Consider the following 17,147-nt stretch of genomic DNA (forward strand, 5'->3'; position numbering starts at 1 on the left):
TGCCCATGTCTTATCAATTCAAACTCGCAAACACACCGAAAGAAGTCGCCGCTTACTTTGCGCTGCGTCACGCCATTTTTGTTCAGGAACAGGACCTGTTTCAAGGTAGCGATGTCGATCATTTAGATGACATTGCCTATCCGATTATTGCCGTTGTGCCAGAAACTCAACAAGTGATTGGGGTGGTGCGGATTTATGAGCCAGAAGCGGGGTTGTGGTACGGCGGCAGGTTGGGAACTCATGCCGACTATCGCAAAGGCTGGAAGATTGGCAAGGGCTTAATCACTCAAGCCGTCACGACTGCCAACGCCTGGGGCTGTGACCAGTTTTTGGCAACGGTTCAGCTTCAAAATGTGCGATTTTTTCAGCGGCTTCATTGGACTTCCCAGGAGGAGATCCACATTCGCGATCGCCCCCATCACCTGATGGAAGCCGACCTGCGGTATTATCCAGCGAACCAAGAGCCGCGTCCTGCCCTATCTCCGCTTAGCCAAGAGGCATCTTAATGCTGGCAGACCTGATCTTTCAACTGCGCCAATCTTTAGGCATTTTACATAAACAAGATATTCAAGCCGTCTCTCGATTTGATTTGGGCAGTAGAAGTTGGCAGTCAGGAATCAAAGAGCAGCCATTGGCCCTTCCTGAAAACCCGAAGCCCGAAACCTCTACTCCGCCCCTCAAAATCCGTCTCGGCGATGACTGTGCCGCAATTCCTGATGGCGATCGCTACCTGTTGCTGGCAGCAGAGGGAATGCTGCCTCAGTTTGTGGAAGACGATCCCTGGTTTGCTGGCTGGTGTGCAGTCATGGTCAACGTCAGCGACATTTATGCCATGGGCGGCAGACCGATCGCCGTCGTGGATACGCTGTGGAGTCAATCGGCAGCAGCCAGTCAGCTTTTATTGGAGGGAATGCAAGCCGCCGCGATCGCGTACAACGTGCCGATTGTGGGCGGACACACCAACTGCCATAGTGCCTACAATGCCCTGTCTGTCGCTATTTTGGGACAGGCAACTCAGTTGATTACTAGTTTTGATGCCCAACTGGGTGATTGTCTGATGGTCGCGGTTGATCTCCAGGGTAGCGCCCATTCCAGCTATCAATTTTGGAATGCTGCCACCGAAACCGATCCAGTGCGCTTGCGAACCAACTTAGAACTTTTGCCTCAAATCGCAGAATCCGGTTTATGTGAAGCAGGTAAAGACATCAGTATGGGTGGCGTTTTAGGCACCTCACTAATGCTGTTAGAAACGTCTGGCTGTGGCGCATTGATCGATCTCAGCGCAATTCCACGCCCCAAAAGCGTGTCCTTAGAGCGATGGCTGGTCTCGTTTCCTAGCTATGGCTTTTTGCTGAGCGTGCGTCCCGAAAATGTAGAGACCGTGCAAACCTTGTTTAAACAGCAGCGCTTGGCGTGTAGTGTAGTCGGAGAAATCACATCGAGCAGACAGCTTCATCTGCAACACAACGGTGAAACCCTGCCTTTTTGGGATTTGGCACAGGAACCGCTTACCGGATTTTCGCCTCAAAAGGTTGCCAAATGACTGCCCTCCGCATTGCCCTGTTGACTTATTCCACTAAGCCCAGAGGCAGCGTCATTCACACTGTAGAACTGGCAGAGGCACTGCATGATTTGGGTCATTTCGTTTGCGTCTATGCCCTCGATAAAGATGGCTCAGGGTTTCATCGATCGCTGAAGTGTGATTCAAAACTGATTTCAGCCGCCCCCGTCACCGGTGGAATTGATGCACTGATTCAGCAGCGAATTCAAGAGTTTGTCGATTACTTGAAAAATGATTTACTGCATACTCAGCCCTATGATTGTTACCATGCTCAGGACTGCATTGGCGCAAATGCATTACTCAGTTTAAGGCAGCAAGGAGTTCTATCTCATTTCTTTCGCACTGTGCATCACATTGATCAGTTCAATAGTCCCTATTTGCAGGAGTGCCAGGAGCGTTCAATCGCAGAGCCCAACTTGTGCTTCTGCGTAAGTAACGTATGGCAAGCCGAGTTGCAAAAGCGCTATAAAATCGATGCGCCTAGAGTTTTTAATGGCGTGAACTCTAACCGCTTTGCAAAGGTTTCTGAAGATGCGATCGCGTCTCTTCGGCAGCAGCTTAAGGTATCTGGTTCACCCGTTTATTTAACAATTGGTGGCATTGAACCCCGCAAAAACTCCATTCGATTATTGCAAGCTTTTGCTGACGTATTAAGTGATTATCCATCTGCCCAGCTGGTGATTGCCGGAGGTGCAACGCTGTTTGATTATCAATCCTATCGAGATGACTTTTTCGCTCAAGTAAAAAGTCTAGGCGTTAAAATTGGCGAATCCTTAATCTTGCCAGGGGTAATTTTCGATGCAGACTTACCCGCTTTGTATCACGCTGCGGATGCATTTGTGTTTCCTTCTGTAAAAGAAGGCTGGGGCTTAGTGGTGCTAGAAGCGATTGCGGCTGGCTTACCGGTTCTGACTGCAAACCAGCTTCCCTTTACCGAGTTTCTGACGGATGCTCAAGCCATGCTGGTTGACCCAAATTCTTCCGCCGCGATCGCCCAAGCCATGCGCCAGATGATTCAACCCGATACTACGCGATCGCTGATCCACCACAGCCAATCGATTCTGCCCAGCTACACGTGGGAAAAGTCTGCAAGAAAACATGCAGATGAGTATCAAAAATTTCTGACTCAGCACTCAACACTCAACACTTTTCTGAGTGGTGCCCAACTGTAAACACTTAAACAGACCTGGTTGCACCTATACAAATCTAATAAAATTCGGCATGATGGCAATCTATTTTATTTGCCATCTTATCTGCGATCGCTCAACCGTGAACCAAGCTAACAAAAACGTTCTTCTCCTCGCCTTTTGTCAGGCGCTCGCCATGACTGGCAGCATCGTTTTGTTTACCACTGCCGCCTTGATTGGTTCAGCGCTCGCCACAGACAAATCTTTCGCAACCTTGCCGCTGGCGATTTTGCAGTTGGCAACCATGCTAACTACTATTCCGGCAGCATTCGTTTTGCAGCAATGGGGACGCAAACGTGGTTTTATGGTCGGGGTAATGGTCGGGCTAACAGGCGCAAGCTTGGCGATCTATGCCATTTTTGCGGGCAGCTTTATTTTGTTCGGTGGGGCAACCTTGCTCTATGGCATCTTCAACGGTTTTGTTGGCTATTACCGCTTTACGGCAGCAGATGTGGCAACGGAAGCCTTTCGCAGTCGAGCCATTTCCTTTGTAATTGCGGGGGGCATTATTGCTGCGCTGATTGGACCGCCCTTGGCAACCTACACAAAAGACTGGTTGCCTGTCACGTTTGCTGGCGGATTTATGGCGATCGCCCTGCTCCAAATTTTGACCCTACTGATCTTGAGTCGAATTGATTTGCCACCCGTGTCGCCACAGAAACAGCAGGAAACAGGACGCAGTTTAGGTGCGATCGCGCAACAGCCCGTGTTCATTGTGGCAGTGTTGGGCAGCATGATTGGCTACGGCGTGATGGCACTGCTAATGACGGCAACCCCGTTGACCATGGTTGCTGTTCATCATTCCTTTTCTACTGCCGCTTCGGTGCTTCAGTGGCATGTGTTGGGCATGTTTACGCCCTCGCTGTTTACCGGATATTTGATTGCCCGGTTCGGCGTGTTAAGGATTATTTTGACGGGTATTGTACTGAATGCGCTGTGTATTGCGATTAATCTCGCCGGAACCAGTGCACCCCACTTTTTTGCCGCGTTATTGCTGCTTGGGATTGGTTGGAACTTTATGTTTATCGGCTCTACCACATTACTCACTGAGACCTATGCACCCGCTGAACGGGCTAAAACTCAAGCAACCCACGATTTTCTGATGTCCAGTTTCGTCGCTTTCACCACGTTTCTATCGGGCAGATTGCTAAATGATTGGAGTTGGGCGATCGTCAACTACACCGGGCTGGCTCTGATAGGAATTGCCCTCATTGCCGTGTTGTACTTGCGGCAACAACGATACGAAAGACCCTTAGCCTAGCAATCCGCTGAGCAATCGTTTCGTGCGGTCAATGTGATCGGTCATCAACCGTCTAGCTAAGTCGCCCTGTTCATTGCGGATTGCTTCTAGAATCTGTTGATGCTGGGCAGTAGAACTGAGACAGGCGGTAGGGCTATGAGGAATAATTGCCAGCAGACTGAAAAGCGTGTTTTTAGGTTGTAAGTATGTCATTCTCGCCCTGCTGCGATCGGGCGGCTCTACTGTCAACATGCATCCTTTGTGGCTGTCATGGGTGCAGTTACGCCCCAAATTACCTATACTGCCAGTAAAGGCGGTGTGTTATCCCTCACTCGTGAAATTGTTGTGGAGTTTGCTCGTCAAAATATTCGCGCCAATGCTCTCTGTCCTGGTCCCGTCCAAACGCCACGCTAAATGAATTGCTTGCAGATCGCGCGACGAAGGCGACGATTGGTGCCTATTCCGGCGGGACGGTTTGCTCACGCGCACGAAATAGCCCAAGCGGCGCTCTTTCGTGCCAGCGATGAATCTGGCTTTTGTAAATGACTCTACATTTTTAGTGGATGGAGGAATCACGGCTGCCTATGTCACCCCAGAATAGTGAGATCGCGCCCATCATCGGCATCACCACTTACAGCCGCAACGAAGCGGGAGAAGTATCCCTCCCAGGCGCTTACCTGGATGCCGTGCAGCTTGCGGGCGGCATTCCCATTTTGCTGCCGCCCCATCAAGCCCCTGTACATCGAATTCTGGAAAAAATTGATGGGCTAATTCTAACTGGCGGCGATATCGATCCTACGCTGTATGGTGGAGTTCATCATCCAACCATTTATCTGGTGGATGTCGAACGAGATGCCTTTGAATTCGCTTTAGCCCAGGCTGCCTTAACCAGCCAGGTTCCCACTCTGGGCATTTGTCGAGGAATGCAGATGTTGAGTGTGGCAAGTGGCGCAGCGCTGATTCCGCATGTGCCAGAGGTATAGCACTACGAAAGTACGTTAGGACAGTTCTTAAACGCGGCATCGACACAATCCCGAAAGTTGTCAAATTCATCCCACCGTTGCCGCATCCAGTTTTTGAGCACAAACCACCAACGCTCAATCTTGTTCAAGTCAGGAGAATAGGTCGGCAGATACCAGATCTCACATCCTGCTTCAGCCACCAGTTCAGTGATGTATTGAGAGCGATGAAAACTGGCATTGTCAATCACAATGACATCACCGGGTTGCAATTGAGGTAACAGACATTGCTCTAACCAGATTTCGAATAAGTCTCGGTTGCACGAACCTTCAAAGGTTAGTGGAGCAATCAGCTTTCCTTGACAGAGTGCGGCAATCCAACTGACGCGCTCAGTTCGTTTACCCGATTTGAGCGCGTGGAAGCGTTGCCCAACCTTGCAGTAGCCGTAGGCATAGTCCTCTCGGTTATCAATGCCTGCTTCATCAACGTACACCACTTGAGCCGTTGGTTTTGTCTTCAAGCGTTCCTCAAACTCTTGACGCTTGAGGTCATCGCGTTCTTGATAGCCGTAGGTCTTTTTTTTCGACTTAATCCAAGTTTACCTAACGCATCACTGATGTTTTGCTGACTCACCCCGTCTCCCCACAACTTCGCCATTTCCCCTTGGCTCTTGCCGCCATGCTCTCGGACAAACTCACGAAACCGTTGCCAATCTGTGATTTTATGTCTACATCCCTGCTGATAGTGAGTAATCGCTCGGCACTCTCCTGTTTGCTCTTTTCGCTTCAGCCACAGGTCGAGGGTGTTACGACTGATGTTGAACATCTGACTCACATGACTTTTGCCTTCTCCGCGCTCAACTGCCGCGATCGCTTTTTGGCGAAGGTCATCGCTGTAGGGTCCTGGCATGGGCAATTTCTCTATGCACTCTCATCCCTATGATATGTCCTAGCACTGATTTGTAGCGCTATATATGGAGACGCGATCGCCCATCGCCTCGACAATCCCCGTCGCCCCATCCACCATCCCGTGCAGCTTGATGCCAACAGCCGCTTAGCCACGATCATGGAACAGACCCATATCACAGTTATGTCCTGGCATCATCAAGCCATCAAAACCGTACCCGATGGATGGCGCTGTATGGCAAAAGCCGCTGATGGCTTGCTAGAAGCGATCGAGTGTCTGCATCACCCTTGGGTGATCGGGGTACAGTGGCATCCAGAACTCTCGCCAGAAGACCCGGCGCACCAGCGGCTTTTTCGGGCGTTGGTTGCAGCAAGTGGAGCGGCGATCGCAAAGTTTTAAGTTGGGAAAGGTAGGAAAGTTTTGAATTTTGATCGTTTAGTCTCGGCAGAATTTTTCGACGCAGCGAACAAAGATTTCTACGCCCATGCTGAGGGCGGTTTCATCAAAGTCAAAGCGGGGATGATGGTGAGGATAGGCGAGTCCTTTGGCAGCGTTGGCGGAGCCGAGGAAGAAGTAGCAGCCGGGAACTTCTTGTAGGAAGAAGGACATATCTTCGCCACCCATGGTTTGGCATTCAGGCACGACCCCAATCGGCGATTCCACCACTTCTTCGGCAACGGAACGCACCAGATCCGCGATCGCGCCATCATTGATCACAGGCGGATAGAGTTCCCAATAGTGCAAGTTGTAAGTAGCACCCTGGCTCTCGCACACGCCCTTAATCACCTGTTCCATCCGCTTGCCAAAATAACCCTTATAGAGTGGATTGAAATAGCGCACGGTGCCGCTCATTTTGGCGCTGTCGGCAATCACGTTATGCGCTGTGCCTGCATGAAATTCACCCACGGTCACCACGGCAGAATCGATCGGGTTAACATTGCGTGCGACGATCGCTTGTAGGGCATTGACCACCTGGGCACCCACCACCACAGAATCAACCGTTTGCTGGGGAATAGCACCATGCCCCCCCTTGCCCTGAATCACACAGTCAAAGCATTCCACCGCCGCCATCAGCGCTCCAGTGCGGACTCCCACCGTCCCTAGGGGCAATTGGTTCCACAGATGCAACCCGATAATCGCATCCACATCAGGATTTTTCAGCACCCCTGCTTCCACCATTGGTTCTGCACCGCCTAAGCCTTCTTCTGCGGGCTGAAAGATAATTTTTACCGTTCCAGCAAAGTCGTCTCGGTGTTGCGATAAATAATAGGCTGTGCCGAGGGCGATCGCGGTGTGCCCATCGTGACCACAGGCGTGCATTACACCATCATGCTGCGATTTGTAAGGAACAGCATTTTGTTCTTGAATCGGCAACGCATCCATGTCGGCTCGAATGGCAAACACCTTTCCAGGACGATTGCCGTGAATCGTTGCTAAAATTCCTGTCTTAGCGATCCCCGTTTCGTGTTCAATGCCCCATTCCTGAAGCCTTTGCGCCACAAACTCGGCTGTCAAAAATTCCTGAAAACCCAGCTCTGGCTTTTGATGCAGCCGTCGCCGCCACTCTACAATCTGTGGCTGTAGTGTTTGAATTGCAGCACGAATACAGGAAGTATTGACGGGGAGTGCAGTTAAAGGAGTAGAAAGCATAGCTAACAATTTTTGTACATGGAAGGTGGGCGCTGTAGGCACCTATCTTTCTATAGAGTAGCGAGTTATGCTTTGGCTCAACCGCGATCGCCTAAATCTCTTTAGTTCACACTTTACTGCAATGGATTAGCATCATAGGAGGATTTTAAGGCGCGTTACGGCGCAACTCCTCTTGCCATCACTGTCTACGCTCTAATTTCACTCATGCTCGATCCTTTGCCCCTGCCATCCGATTGCGTCCTACGACCGGCAATCTCTGACGATAAGCCGCTGATTCAGACCTTGTTAGAGCAGTTTCGGCGAGAAGTGCTGCCATCTATTTCTGATTCGGAACGCACGCTCAGAGGGCTAGCGATCGCGGCTAGTATTCTGTTTGGAAGCTACCTGGTCGTCTCCTCAAAGCCAGGGAATCTAATTTTGCCGCTGGTAGGATTTGCCGGAGCGGCTGGCATTGGTGTAGTCGTGGTTCAAATATTGACCTGGAATGAAGGATGGGCAAACTTTTGGGTGATCGAGCAAAACGATCGCCTGGTTGCTTGCGCTAAACTGCGCTGCTATAGCCGCTATTCAGTGTTAAACGACCTCTTTGTAGTCCCAGAGCTACGCGATCGTGGTTTAGGCTCCTATCTGATTGCTAATTTAGGAAAAAAGGCAACAAAACCGCTCTATCTCACTTGCTTACCCTCCCTAGTGAAGTTTTACATGCGCCTCGGCTTTACCCCAATTTCGATTAGCCACCTCTCACCTTTACTGCAATTTGATTTGGGCATTCCCAATCAGCTTACTGTGGTGCCGCTAGTGATGAAGTGATGGAATTACCTCTAATACGGAATTGAGTAGGGGAGTATCATTTAGCAAGATGAAAAAGGTACTCTGTCCATGCCTCGACCCCGCACTCAAATTAGCCCTCATCTAGACTACGCAGATCTAACTCAGCGGTATGTTCAGTGCCAAGATGCTGGCGAGAAAAACCGTTGGTTGGTGATTCGATTGCTCAGTCATCCAAAGACTCCGATGAGCATCGAACAAACCGCTGAGATTTGTGGACTCAGTTGTAGTGGAGTGCGGAAAATTGCCCGTCGCTACAACGCCGAGGGTGCGGTCGGACTAGTCAATCGGCAACGCTTGAACCCTGGGGGCAATCGGTTGGCTTTAAGTGATGAACAGCAACGGCTATTGCGGCAACGCTTATATCAAGTCAGGATGAATACCCATAATTAAGATACAGCCTTTACATCTGGCAACCAGTAGTAAGAGGTGAGTCCACGAATCAATTCTTGCTGCTTGAGTAAGCTTTGACAGCGCTGGTAGATAATCTGTTCAACCTGTGCAATGGAGTCAAACGCTGTATTGACCAATGGCTCATCCACAAGCACCCACAAGCGCTCGGCGGGTTGTAATTCTGGTGAATAGGGTGGCAGGGGGAACAAATGAATGCCTTCTGGCACCTGCAAGGCTTTGCTCAGATGCCATCCTGCCTGATCAACCGAGAGAATCACTTGCTTGGTTATGCCCACCTTGAAATGCTCAGCAAAGTCCTGGAGCACTTGATTGAATAGGTCCGTGTTGACATAGGGTAACAGCCACCAGTAGGTTTCTCCGGTTTGAGGGTGGACAAAGGCATACAGCCATAACCATTCGCGTTTCCAGTTGACGGTAGCAATCGGTTGCTCATCTTGTTCCACCCACACCCGTCGCAACACCGGTTGCAAGCCCAGTCGATGTTCGTCTTCAAACCAGGTTTCAACGTCGTCGTCGGGATGGTCGGCTTGCACTTGCTCCACTTTCTGGTGCAGTTTTTTTTTCCACGCCTGTTGCTCATCTAGGTCTGCTTCCTGATGCATCGGTCGGGGCACTCGTAAGCGCAGTCCCATCTGCTTGAGCAATTCCCACCCTTGTTGACGACTGATTGGGCGAGTGAGCAATTCACTGAGATAATCGGCGACTTTGCGTCCATTCCACAATCCACCGTCCGGGGCAGACCCTCGTATCACCTGCAACAGTTGGGCTTGCTGCACTTCATCGAGCAATGGTGGTGCTCCAGGGTTGCGATGTCGTCCATCTCCCAGGCTTGCCGGACCCATGCGGTTGTAGCCCCAGACTAATTCATAGATCCAACTGCGACTGTACCCAGTTATCGCTGCCACCTCTTCAGTCGGTCGTCCTTGAACCAGTAGCCAGATAATTTGGTAATGCGATCGCTCAATCGGATCGCTTGCTTGGCGGTATCGGGTTACCAATTCCTCTGGACTCAAATGAGGTTGAATGGTGATGCGTTTCGGCATAAGGTAACCAAGATAAGAGCCTATCTCTATATTATGGTCATTTAAGCCGACCTGATATTACAGAGTGCCCCGGATGATGGCGGACTCTGGAGTGGACCGAAAGTTGGGGAGTATATCGAAACCTACTTTGGCATTTGCTTACACCCCTCAACAGCCTGGAAGTATCTACGACGTTTGGGGTTGAGCTTGCAGGTGCCGCGTCCGGTGCATCATCAAAGCGCAACCCTTGAGCAGCAAGCAGAGTTCAAAGCAGGATTAGCAGGTCATGTGGCGTGGTTGCGCTCGTTGTTTCCCAATCGGGAGATTGTAATTTGGGCGGAAGACGAAGCTCGATTAGGCTTGCAACCCATTGTCAGGCGGGTTTGGGCACCCATAGGAGAACGCCCATCAGCGCATCATTCTCGCCGCTATCAATGGGTCTACACCTATGGTTTTGTCCATCCTGCCACTGGAGCGAGCTACTTCCTTTTATTGCCCCGTGCCAATGTCTCCATGATGCAGATGGCGTTAGAGCTATTTGCGGCTCAGGTCAATCCCCATCGTCAGCAGTTGATCATTCTATTGGTTGATCAGGCCGCGTGGCATATGAGCCAAAAACTTCAGGTGCCCCCCGGCATTTTCTTCTACCCGCTATTGCCCTATACCCTCCAACTGCAACCCACTGAATGTGTCTGGTCTTTGCTGCGCGAAGCAATCGCTAATCAAGTGTTTGACAATCTTGATGCTTTAGAGGATGTCTTAGTCAAGCGGTGCCAATGGTTGATGCAGCATCCTGTGATAGTTCAAGGCAAAGTGGGCTTTGATTGGATTCAAGCAATTTAATCTGGTCAAAAAGTACTGCCTTCCGCAATTCCGTATAAATTAAGACGGCTTGACTATTTGCAAGCCCCAATTAACCAACCAAGAGACGATAGAAAGCACGATCGCGCCCACAAATGCTGGAACAAAGCCACTGACCGAAAGACCTGGCGTGAGGGCGGCAACCAACCAAAACGCGATCGCGTTGACGACAAATAAAAACAAGCCCAACGTCAGAATCGTAAACGGCAGAGTAAACAGAACTAGTAAGGGACGAACAATTGCATTTACAAAGCCCAAAATCACTGCTCCAATCAACGCCGCGCTAAAGCTATCAACTTTGATGCCTGGAACGAAGTGAGCTGTAAGAGCAAGCGAAAGAGCGGCAGCAAGCCAAGTCAAAATAAAGTTAAGCATGATGTTTTTCTTCAGTAATTGCTGTACTTCTTAAATCGTAGGGGATATATTCCCCGCCGCAAAGCGGCGAAGCTTAGGGGTTGCAATCCGAATTTGGCATTCGGGAGCAAGGCGTTTTCCATACCCCGTCCGCTTGCGGCGGGGGCGGTTGATTTAAGAATTTTCGATAGATTGCTTTGAGCGCCAATCATAATGTTCTTTAATCAACCGTGCTGGCACTCCGCCAATCATCGCGTTGGATGCAGCTAGCTTTCCTGTAACAACGCTGCCCATTGCGACCAAAATGTTATTGCCCAATTCACTGCCAGGGGCAAACCGCGCGGCGCTACCGATGTAGCATTGCTCTCCAATTTGGATGTTGCGATCGCGAACTCCAGCACCGTGAGTCCAAAACTGCGAATCTCTCCCTGCAACCCAAGAACCTTTTCCTAAGGTCAACCTTCCAGCGACATCAAAAAAATGTGCATCGGCGATCAATGTATTTTCTGCCAAAATCAAGCAGCGATCGTAATGGTTGTCTTTAAGTTCTTCACGAACCGTCCATTCATTACACACAAAAAGATTATGCTTCCCAATACATGCGCCATTTTTAATTACTAAAGACATTGGTCCTGTAAATACATTCGATCGCCCAATTGTTGCACCTTCAATGGTGGCCTCTGAAATGACCAAAATGGTGCCAATGCCAATCTTGCTATTTTTAATTGAATACCCAAACAGTAGCTGGTACATCAAACACCGAAGCCCGTTCAGCGGCAAATAGCTAATGATAAAAGCTAGACCATAATTGATAATGCGATTCATAGATTAACTTGCCCAAACTCCGCCTTACTCAGGGTTCCCTTTGGATGCAGCACACCTTACAGGCGATTTACCATCATTCCTAATCAAACCATTCCTGTTTAGCCTGCATTTCACGAAACCGCAGAACCAGACCTAATGTGATTTGCTTGGCAATCCAATAGAGTACGGTCAGCCCAATAAACGAAATGAAAATCACGATCGCAGGGCGTTTGGTCGTTAGATCATCCAATGTTATCAGCAGTACATTGGCTGGGTCGTTGACTAAATCCCAGCTATTAAAGCGGCGAAACCTACCCATATAAATGCCCAAGGCACAGAGAGCATGAGTTGCAATTTCAGAGCCATTGACATATTTTTTTAACCCAATGCGTTTGAGGTAATGCCCTTGGTTAAGTACTGAAATCACATACATTTCAAACCCAGTCAGAATAGCAAAGAGATGTAGCGGAATAAAAATAAGAGTAAGGATAAAAGCGGAATAGCCTGATCGCGTTGCTCGAATCAGGTGGATGATATCTGTGAGCAAATAAGGCGCATTGGGCAAAAAAGCGAAAAAAACCGCAAAGGTAATCCACCAAAACAGCGATCGCGAGGTAGAGCGACGGCGATAAAGCCAAAAGCTCAGCAAAAAGGGGATTAATGCCAAAAACAGATTCCAAATAATCCAGCCGCTATGCCAATTAAAAACCTCTAGAGCATTTGCAAGAATTTCTTTCATAAAATTTCAACCCCGTTTATGTTTCCCTGTCTTAACACAGAGTGGTTGGATACCTATGGGAAGTCATGCGTGAGATGCATTAATCTAAAATCGAGCAGAGATCAGCGATAGGGGACATTATTTCCATAAATCCCCCATAAATATGACTAAATAATTGAAAGCCGTAGTTATCATCATTTCTCATCGAATAGGGTTTAATTTGAGCAGCTTTGCTACGGTATTTTAAGTGTGGGTGAGGAACGATCTCGTGCTACGAAAAATATGGCTGTTGCTGATTTTATTAGTTTTTGCTGCTGAAATAGAACCTGCCACAGCAGAAAATTCCTTACCCTTGGATGCTTCTTCCGCAGGTTCAGAGGCACAATCGACCCCATGCCCTGACTCCTTGATCCCTGACTTCGCAGCCGATCAGCTCTTGTGTTCGGGTCAAGAAGACGCTGATGCTTTGGGGCAAGTGAGATCGGTAACTGAGTTACAAGATGTGCAGCCCAGCGATTGGGCATATCAAGCCGTGAAAGCGTTGGTTGAAAAGTATGGCGTGGTTAGCGGATATAGCGATCGTAATTTTCAGGGTAATCGGTCTCTGAGTCGCAATGAATTTGCAGCAGTATTAAATCAAGTCCTAACCAAAGTCGAGCAATTGTTTACTACAGGAGAGTTAGGAAGAATCCGCGAAGATGTGGCGACGATACGACGGCTGCAAACCTCCTATGGCAATATTTTACAGGGAGAGCGCGATCGCACCAGCACACTGGAACTACTTACTGCCAAACTGGAACGACAGCAGTTTTCCACCACAACTAAGCTAAATACCCAACTGGTCGCCGCATTAAGCGATGGCACCAATGCCAGAACTACCGTTTTAGCTAGAATTCGCCTCACCCTAGATACCAGCTTTTCTGGCAGCGACCTCTTACGAACAGAATTGGAAGCAGGCACAAACAGCGGTGATGCCATTAGCAAGAGCCAAAATCGTGGATCAAATTTGCTGGGTACTGTGGGACTTCTGGCAGATGGCGGTGGTTTAGATTATGTCGCAGTTCCAAATACCGTTCAAATCAGCAAACTTTACTACACGTTTCGCCCTGCCAAAACTTTGGTGTTGACCGTGGGCGCTCGGCTGAATCCTCGCAATTTCATTGACTACAATCGATTCGCCAACGACTCACTAACTAATTTTTCCTCCAGTTTTTTTATGAATAATCCACTGATCGTGCAAAATCAAGTGGATCGTCCCGGCGGAGCGGGGGCTGCCCTGAGTTGGCAACCGAGTGAAACCTCTCCTTTCACAGTCCGAGCGCTCTATGCTGCCACCGATGCAGAACAGCCCAACGCAGCAGTCAATAAAGGTGGCTTGTTTGGCGATCGCAATCAAGGTAGCGTTGAGTTGGAATATGCCTTTAATAAGAATTTAATGACCCGACTACAATACACGGCTGCCACAATTAACGGCACGGCAATAAATGCAGGCGGATTTAATTTTGAATGGGCACTAAACCGTCAGTTTGCTGTTTTTGGTCGGGTGGGTGTTGGCAGTTATAGCGGATTGAACACCGCGCTCAATCAAACTCTCAATTTGACCCCCTTTACTTGGGCAGTCGGTGGAACCGCTCGGAACATCGTTATCCCTGGATCGGTAGCAGGATTGGCGATCGGAATGCCATTCGTCGAACCAGATCTGGGCAATGCTACCCAAACGAACCTCGAAGCCTATTACAGCTTCAATTTGAATGACCGCGTGAGTTTTAGTCCCGCTTTGCTAATTGTGAGCAATCCAAATAATCGCTCTGCTGGCACTATCTGGGAAGGAGTGCTGCGGTTGATTTATGCCTTTTAAGACTGTGATTTTTGACAGATCCTTAATGAACTAAGTCTGAAAATACTTCTTGAACGGCAGGATGGATCAAGCGGTTGTTTTGAACATTTAATCCCTTTGCCAAAGCGGCATCTTTATCTAGGGCTGCCACGCCGAAGTTGGCTAGTTTTAGCACATAAGGCAGAGTGCTGTTATTCAATGCTTGGGTTGCTGTCCAGGGAACAGCGCCAGGTAGGTTGGGCACACCACAGTGAACTACGCCCTCTTCTTCGTAGGTAGGATGAGAATGAGAAGTTGAGCGAATGGTTTCGATGCAGCCGCCCTGATCCACGGCTACGTCTACAATCACGGAACCGGGACGCATGGTTTGAACTAGCTGACGGGAGACTAGGACGGGCGCTTTGCTTGCCAATACCAGCACCGCTCCCACCAATAAATCTGCTGTGGGGACAGCGGCTTCAACTTGCGCTGTGCTGCTGTAGAGTAATTCCACCCTAGAGCCAAAAATGGATTCTAGATAGGAAAGTCGATCAACACTAATATCTAAAATAGTGACTTGGGCACCCATGCCGATCGCAATTCGGGCTGCCTCTGTTCCTACTATACCGCCACCCAAAATTACGACTTTACCGGGTTTTACTCCAGGAATCCCACTCAATAAAACGCCCCGACCTCCTTGCTGCCGCTCTAGGTAATGGGCACCAAACTGCACTGCTAATCGTCCAGCGATGATGCTCATAGGCGCTAGCAAGGGCAGGCGTTTATCTGGCAGTTCCACGGTTTCGTAGGCGATCGCGGTGACCCCGCACTCCAACAACTGCTCTGTCAAACGGCGATCGGCCGCTAAATGAAGATAAGTAAACAGCAGGTGCCCTTTTTGCAGATGGTCATATTCCATCGGCAGAGGCTCCTTTACCTTCACAATCAAAGGCTGACTCCACGCTTCTGCTGCCGTTAAAGCTAGACTAGCTCCTGCTTGTGTATAGTCTTCATTGCTGAAACCTGACCCCACTCCGGCATTATTTTCAACGAATACGCTATGTCCTCGTTCTGTCAGCGCCCTTACACTACTTGGACTCAGCCCCACTCGATATTCTTGATCTTTGGTTTCTTTTGGTACGCCAATTTCCATCGAACCTCTCGCAAAATGTCTATCCTTTTAGCTTAAGCCTGCATTCTTTAATGCGAGTGAAATTTTGGCAGCAAACGTATCGGGTCAAACAAATAAAGGAAATAGAGCCTTTTTTGCTTAACCCCTGAACCCAGAAACCTACAAATTAACCCTCCAAAACAGTGTATGGTTGACTGTAAAGAGTTATGAACCCAAATGTATAGCTTTCCCGAACCTCCTTATTTTTTGCTGATCGCTGGCTTGTTGGCTAGCTTTACCTCTGGTGCTGCCTTTAATGCTGTGCTAAAACAGTCCGTTAAAAGCTGGTCTAAAAGCCGTTCTAGCCATGATTTGACTGGCTTGAGAGGACTGCAACTGCTGCTCCCATTTTTAGGTATTGCCGCAGGAGTCTGTGTCTTTTTGTCATCCGGAATGGAGATTTTTGGGTTCCCTGCTAATCTTGCCTACGCGATCGCGCTACCACTCACAATCTTGATCGCCTGGTTAATTTGGTTTCAGCTTGGCAAGATTTTGATTCAGCTTCAAGAAGGCGGCTCTAAAGCTTTGGATTTAGATTCATTCGGCTAAAGACATAGCACTAGTTTTGTCCCACTGCAGCTTTTTGTAGGCTTTGATCGGCTTTGCTCGACCATTGGGTATTTCCTTGTTTAGCATATAAGTCTTTCGCATATTTAAGAACGACCTGAGCGTCTTTAAACTTTCCTTGCTTCATAAAGACCAATCCTGCTGCATAGTAAGAGTTGGCGTAGTTTGAATTTGAGTCTGCTGCCCGACGAAATGCATTGAGCGCTTCATCTAACTTGCCTTGCTTAAACAGCATCGAGCCAATATTGTAATGAGCTTCTGCGTATTTAGGATTGATTCGCAACGCTTGCTGAAAAGCCGCTAGGGCTTCGGTATCTTTGCGCTGCTGAAGGTAAACTAAGCCGAGGTGATAGGACGGTTCAGGCGCAGTGGGGCTAAGCTGCATCGCACTTTTGAAAGCAATCGCGGCTTGATCATAAGCCTTCTGCTGCTCCAGTGCTAATCCTAAGTTGTAGTGAGCTAGCCCTAGCTTCGGATCAAGGTAGATCGCCCGTTTTAGATAATCTCTAGCTTGACCTACATTGCTTCCTTCTAGCAAGGCTGCACCTAAATTTGCGTAGGCAAGGGCAAACCGTGGATTTGCCTGAGTTGCTTGATAAAAAGCACTAGCGGCGGGTTGCAGTTGTCCCTGCTGACGGAGCGCCAATCCTAAGTTGTAGTGGGCGGCTGCCATCCGGGGATCGAGTTGGGCGGCTCGTCGAAATGCGGCGATCGCATCATTCAATTTTCCTTGCTGAATGTACTGCAAACCTTGATTCACTATCGCCTCCGCTGAGGATGCCGAAGTTCCGGCTGGCTGGACATTGGCAGGTTTATTTTGGGCAACTTGAACTGCCTCCAATGCGGCTACCCCTGGCTGGGCTGTAAATAGTCCACATCCAATTCCTATCCAGCTAACCGACGCTATTACTGTTCCTTGCCGCAACTGCATCTTTACAACTCCTCGTTGTTTACCAAAGCCAAACTAAAAATATGCACGCTATTCTACTAGGGGTTGCATTCAATTCACCATCAAATCGAGCAAATTAGGACTGAGATGAGAACAATGCATACAAAAAAGCTCAGTGACAATTCACTGAGCTTTCTAA

At 49.0% G+C, this 17,147-nt stretch carries 20 protein-coding genes and 2 pseudogenes; 13 read left to right on the forward strand and 9 right to left on the reverse strand.

Annotation, left to right across the window (positions count from 1 at the left end; all coding sequences use genetic code 11):
* Positions 1-5: 5 nt before the first annotated feature.
* From JOY44_RS07825 to JOY44_RS07840, 4 genes are read left to right on the forward strand one after another with little or no spacing between them, the layout of a single operon-like run.
* Positions 6-506: an MSMEG_0567/Sll0786 family nitrogen starvation N-acetyltransferase gene (locus JOY44_RS07825; protein ID WP_171573055.1), complete on the forward strand. Its 501-nt coding sequence runs from the start codon at positions 6-8 to the stop codon at positions 504-506.
* Positions 506-1,543, forward strand: coding sequence for a sll0787 family AIR synthase-like protein (locus JOY44_RS07830; RefSeq protein ID WP_171573056.1), 1,038 nt, complete (start codon positions 506-508; stop codon positions 1,541-1,543). The genes JOY44_RS07825 and JOY44_RS07830 overlap by 1 nt, the downstream gene beginning before the upstream one ends.
* Complete coding sequence (locus tag JOY44_RS07835) at positions 1,540-2,733, forward strand: MSMEG_0565 family glycosyltransferase (RefSeq protein WP_171573057.1); 1,194 nt, start codon at positions 1,540-1,542, stop codon at positions 2,731-2,733. Before JOY44_RS07830 ends, JOY44_RS07835 begins: the two co-directional genes overlap by 4 nt.
* A gap of 49 nt (positions 2,734-2,782) precedes the next feature.
* Positions 2,783-4,009, forward strand: a complete 1,227-nt coding sequence (locus tag JOY44_RS07840; protein ID WP_197985053.1) for an MFS transporter — start codon at positions 2,783-2,785, stop codon at positions 4,007-4,009.
* Here the strand turns inward: JOY44_RS07840 and JOY44_RS07845 are convergent.
* Positions 4,001-4,201 carry an FCD domain-containing protein gene (locus tag JOY44_RS07845; RefSeq protein ID WP_203031951.1) on the reverse strand — a complete coding sequence of 67 codons (201 nt, stop codon included), beginning with the start codon at positions 4,199-4,201 and terminating at the stop codon, positions 4,001-4,003. The two genes, JOY44_RS07840 and JOY44_RS07845, sit on opposite strands and share 9 nt — an antisense overlap.
* 57 nt (positions 4,202-4,258) lie before the next feature.
* On the opposite strand from JOY44_RS07845, the gene JOY44_RS07850 reads away from it, so the two are divergent.
* Genes JOY44_RS07850 through JOY44_RS07855 form a run of 3 tightly spaced genes read left to right on the forward strand, consistent with a single transcriptional unit; the run spans position 4,259 to position 4,971 of the window.
* Positions 4,259-4,402, forward strand: a complete 144-nt coding sequence (locus JOY44_RS07850; RefSeq protein WP_197985054.1) for an SDR family oxidoreductase — start codon at positions 4,259-4,261, stop codon at positions 4,400-4,402.
* On the forward strand, positions 4,403-4,534 hold the full coding sequence (locus tag JOY44_RS32330; RefSeq protein ID WP_281063284.1) for a hypothetical protein: 132 nt from the start codon (positions 4,403-4,405) through the stop codon (positions 4,532-4,534).
* 38 nt (positions 4,535-4,572) lie between these two features.
* Complete coding sequence (locus tag JOY44_RS07855; protein WP_171573059.1) at positions 4,573-4,971, forward strand: gamma-glutamyl-gamma-aminobutyrate hydrolase family protein; 399 nt, start codon at positions 4,573-4,575, stop codon at positions 4,969-4,971.
* Between the two features lie 2 nt (positions 4,972-4,973).
* On the opposite strand, the gene JOY44_RS07860 is transcribed toward JOY44_RS07855, so the two are convergent.
* A protein-coding gene (locus JOY44_RS07860; protein WP_197985024.1) for an IS630 family transposase occupies positions 4,974-5,857 on the reverse strand; the annotation gives its coding sequence in 2 pieces (ribosomal slippage) (positions 4,974-5,528 and positions 5,531-5,857; 882 coding nt in all).
* A gap of 75 nt (positions 5,858-5,932) precedes the next feature.
* On the opposite strand from JOY44_RS07860, the gene JOY44_RS07865 reads away from it, so the two are divergent.
* Complete coding sequence (locus JOY44_RS07865) at positions 5,933-6,253, forward strand: gamma-glutamyl-gamma-aminobutyrate hydrolase family protein (protein WP_281063299.1); 321 nt, start codon at positions 5,933-5,935, stop codon at positions 6,251-6,253.
* 36 nt (positions 6,254-6,289) lie between these two features.
* Here JOY44_RS07865 and JOY44_RS07870 read toward each other — a convergent pair whose 3' ends face one another.
* Positions 6,290-7,504: a M20 metallopeptidase family protein gene (locus tag JOY44_RS07870; RefSeq protein ID WP_171573060.1), complete on the reverse strand. Its 1,215-nt coding sequence runs from the start codon at positions 7,502-7,504 to the stop codon at positions 6,290-6,292.
* Positions 7,505-7,708: 204 nt separating this feature from the next.
* Here JOY44_RS07870 and JOY44_RS07875 point away from each other — a divergent pair, with 204 nt between their 5' ends.
* Both JOY44_RS07875 and JOY44_RS07880 read left to right on the forward strand, forming a co-directional pair.
* Positions 7,709-8,314 (forward strand): GNAT family N-acetyltransferase, encoded by a 606-nt coding sequence (locus tag JOY44_RS07875; RefSeq protein ID WP_171573061.1) that lies wholly within the window; start codon positions 7,709-7,711, stop codon positions 8,312-8,314.
* 69 nt (positions 8,315-8,383) lie between these two features.
* Positions 8,384-8,725, forward strand: a complete 342-nt coding sequence (locus JOY44_RS07880; protein ID WP_171573062.1) for a helix-turn-helix domain-containing protein — start codon at positions 8,384-8,386, stop codon at positions 8,723-8,725.
* Positions 8,726-8,781: 56 nt separating this feature from the next.
* Here JOY44_RS07880 and JOY44_RS07885 read toward each other — a convergent pair.
* A pseudogene (locus JOY44_RS07885) lies at positions 8,782-9,789 on the reverse strand (IS630 family transposase); the annotation flags it as partial.
* A 57-nt stretch (positions 9,790-9,846) separates the two neighbouring features.
* On the opposite strand from JOY44_RS07885, the pseudogene JOY44_RS07890 reads away from it, so the two are divergent.
* Positions 9,847-10,611 (forward strand): annotated as a pseudogene (locus JOY44_RS07890) (IS630 family transposase); the annotation flags it as partial.
* Positions 10,612-10,650: 39 nt separating this feature from the next.
* On the opposite strand, the gene JOY44_RS07895 reads toward JOY44_RS07890, so the two are convergent.
* The 3 genes from JOY44_RS07895 to JOY44_RS07905 all read right to left on the reverse strand — a co-directional run bounded on the left by JOY44_RS07895 (position 10,651) and on the right by JOY44_RS07905 (position 12,526).
* Positions 10,651-11,004: a phage holin family protein gene (locus JOY44_RS07895; protein WP_171573063.1), complete on the reverse strand. Its 354-nt coding sequence runs from the start codon at positions 11,002-11,004 to the stop codon at positions 10,651-10,653.
* Positions 11,005-11,157: 153 nt separating this feature from the next.
* A complete protein-coding gene (locus JOY44_RS07900; RefSeq protein ID WP_171573064.1) occupies positions 11,158-11,808 on the reverse strand; it encodes an acyltransferase in 651 nt (216 codons plus the stop codon).
* 79 nt (positions 11,809-11,887) lie between these two features.
* The gene (locus JOY44_RS07905) at positions 11,888-12,526 is read right to left on the reverse strand and encodes a DUF1361 domain-containing protein (RefSeq protein ID WP_171573065.1); all 639 of its coding nucleotides are present in this window, start codon (positions 12,524-12,526) and stop codon (positions 11,888-11,890) included.
* A 247-nt stretch (positions 12,527-12,773) separates the two neighbouring features.
* On the opposite strand from JOY44_RS07905, the gene JOY44_RS07910 reads away from it, so the two are divergent.
* Complete coding sequence (locus JOY44_RS07910; RefSeq protein ID WP_171573066.1) at positions 12,774-14,363, forward strand: iron uptake porin; 1,590 nt, start codon at positions 12,774-12,776, stop codon at positions 14,361-14,363.
* 22 nt (positions 14,364-14,385) lie between these two features.
* Here JOY44_RS07910 and ald read toward each other — a convergent pair whose 3' ends face one another.
* Positions 14,386-15,474 carry an alanine dehydrogenase gene (gene ald, locus JOY44_RS07915; protein WP_171573067.1) on the reverse strand — a complete coding sequence of 363 codons (1,089 nt, stop codon included), beginning with the start codon at positions 15,472-15,474 and terminating at the stop codon, positions 14,386-14,388.
* Positions 15,475-15,669: 195 nt separating this feature from the next.
* On the opposite strand from ald, the gene JOY44_RS07920 reads away from it, so the two are divergent.
* Positions 15,670-16,041, forward strand: a complete 372-nt coding sequence (locus tag JOY44_RS07920; protein ID WP_171573068.1) for a hypothetical protein — start codon at positions 15,670-15,672, stop codon at positions 16,039-16,041.
* Positions 16,042-16,051: 10 nt separating this feature from the next.
* Here JOY44_RS07920 and JOY44_RS07925 read toward each other — a convergent pair whose 3' ends face one another.
* The gene (locus tag JOY44_RS07925) at positions 16,052-16,990 is read right to left on the reverse strand and encodes a tetratricopeptide repeat protein (RefSeq protein ID WP_171573069.1); all 939 of its coding nucleotides are present in this window, start codon (positions 16,988-16,990) and stop codon (positions 16,052-16,054) included.
* Positions 16,991-17,147: the final 157 nt, after the last annotated feature.

This window comes from Leptolyngbya sp. Cla-17, from assembly GCF_016807185.1.
Lineage (GTDB): Bacteria > Cyanobacteriota > Cyanobacteriia > Leptolyngbyales > Leptolyngbyaceae > ULC077BIN1.

Bases quoted from the DNA above. Each gene is read 5' to 3' on its own strand.
- JOY44_RS07825 (WP_171573055.1), top strand. From the start codon at position 6: ATGTCTTATCAATTCAAACTCGCAAACACACCGAAAGAAGTCGCCGCT.
- JOY44_RS07895 (WP_171573063.1), bottom strand. From the start codon at position 11,004: ATGCTTAACTTTATTTTGACTTGGCTTGCTGCCGCTCTTTCGCTTGCT.
- JOY44_RS07875 (WP_171573061.1), top strand. From the start codon at position 7,709: ATGCTCGATCCTTTGCCCCTGCCATCCGATTGCGTCCTACGACCGGCA.
- JOY44_RS07900 (WP_171573064.1), bottom strand. From the start codon at position 11,808: ATGAATCGCATTATCAATTATGGTCTAGCTTTTATCATTAGCTATTTG.
- JOY44_RS07925 (WP_171573069.1), bottom strand. From the start codon at position 16,990: ATGCAGTTGCGGCAAGGAACAGTAATAGCGTCGGTTAGCTGGATAGGA.
- JOY44_RS07920 (WP_171573068.1), top strand. From the start codon at position 15,670: ATGTATAGCTTTCCCGAACCTCCTTATTTTTTGCTGATCGCTGGCTTG.
- JOY44_RS07845 (WP_203031951.1), bottom strand. From the start codon at position 4,201: ATGACATACTTACAACCTAAAAACACGCTTTTCAGTCTGCTGGCAATT.
- JOY44_RS32330 (WP_281063284.1), top strand. From the start codon at position 4,403: ATGAATTGCTTGCAGATCGCGCGACGAAGGCGACGATTGGTGCCTATT.
- ald (WP_171573067.1), bottom strand. From the start codon at position 15,474: ATGGAAATTGGCGTACCAAAAGAAACCAAAGATCAAGAATATCGAGTG.
- JOY44_RS07870 (WP_171573060.1), bottom strand. From the start codon at position 7,504: ATGCTTTCTACTCCTTTAACTGCACTCCCCGTCAATACTTCCTGTATT.
- JOY44_RS07830 (WP_171573056.1), top strand. From the start codon at position 506: ATGCTGGCAGACCTGATCTTTCAACTGCGCCAATCTTTAGGCATTTTA.
- JOY44_RS07835 (WP_171573057.1), top strand. From the start codon at position 1,540: ATGACTGCCCTCCGCATTGCCCTGTTGACTTATTCCACTAAGCCCAGA.
- JOY44_RS07840 (WP_197985053.1), top strand. From the start codon at position 2,783: ATGATGGCAATCTATTTTATTTGCCATCTTATCTGCGATCGCTCAACC.
- JOY44_RS07880 (WP_171573062.1), top strand. From the start codon at position 8,384: ATGCCTCGACCCCGCACTCAAATTAGCCCTCATCTAGACTACGCAGAT.
- JOY44_RS07905 (WP_171573065.1), bottom strand. From the start codon at position 12,526: ATGAAAGAAATTCTTGCAAATGCTCTAGAGGTTTTTAATTGGCATAGC.
- JOY44_RS07855 (WP_171573059.1), top strand. From the start codon at position 4,573: ATGTCACCCCAGAATAGTGAGATCGCGCCCATCATCGGCATCACCACT.
- JOY44_RS07850 (WP_197985054.1), top strand. From the start codon at position 4,259: ATGGGTGCAGTTACGCCCCAAATTACCTATACTGCCAGTAAAGGCGGT.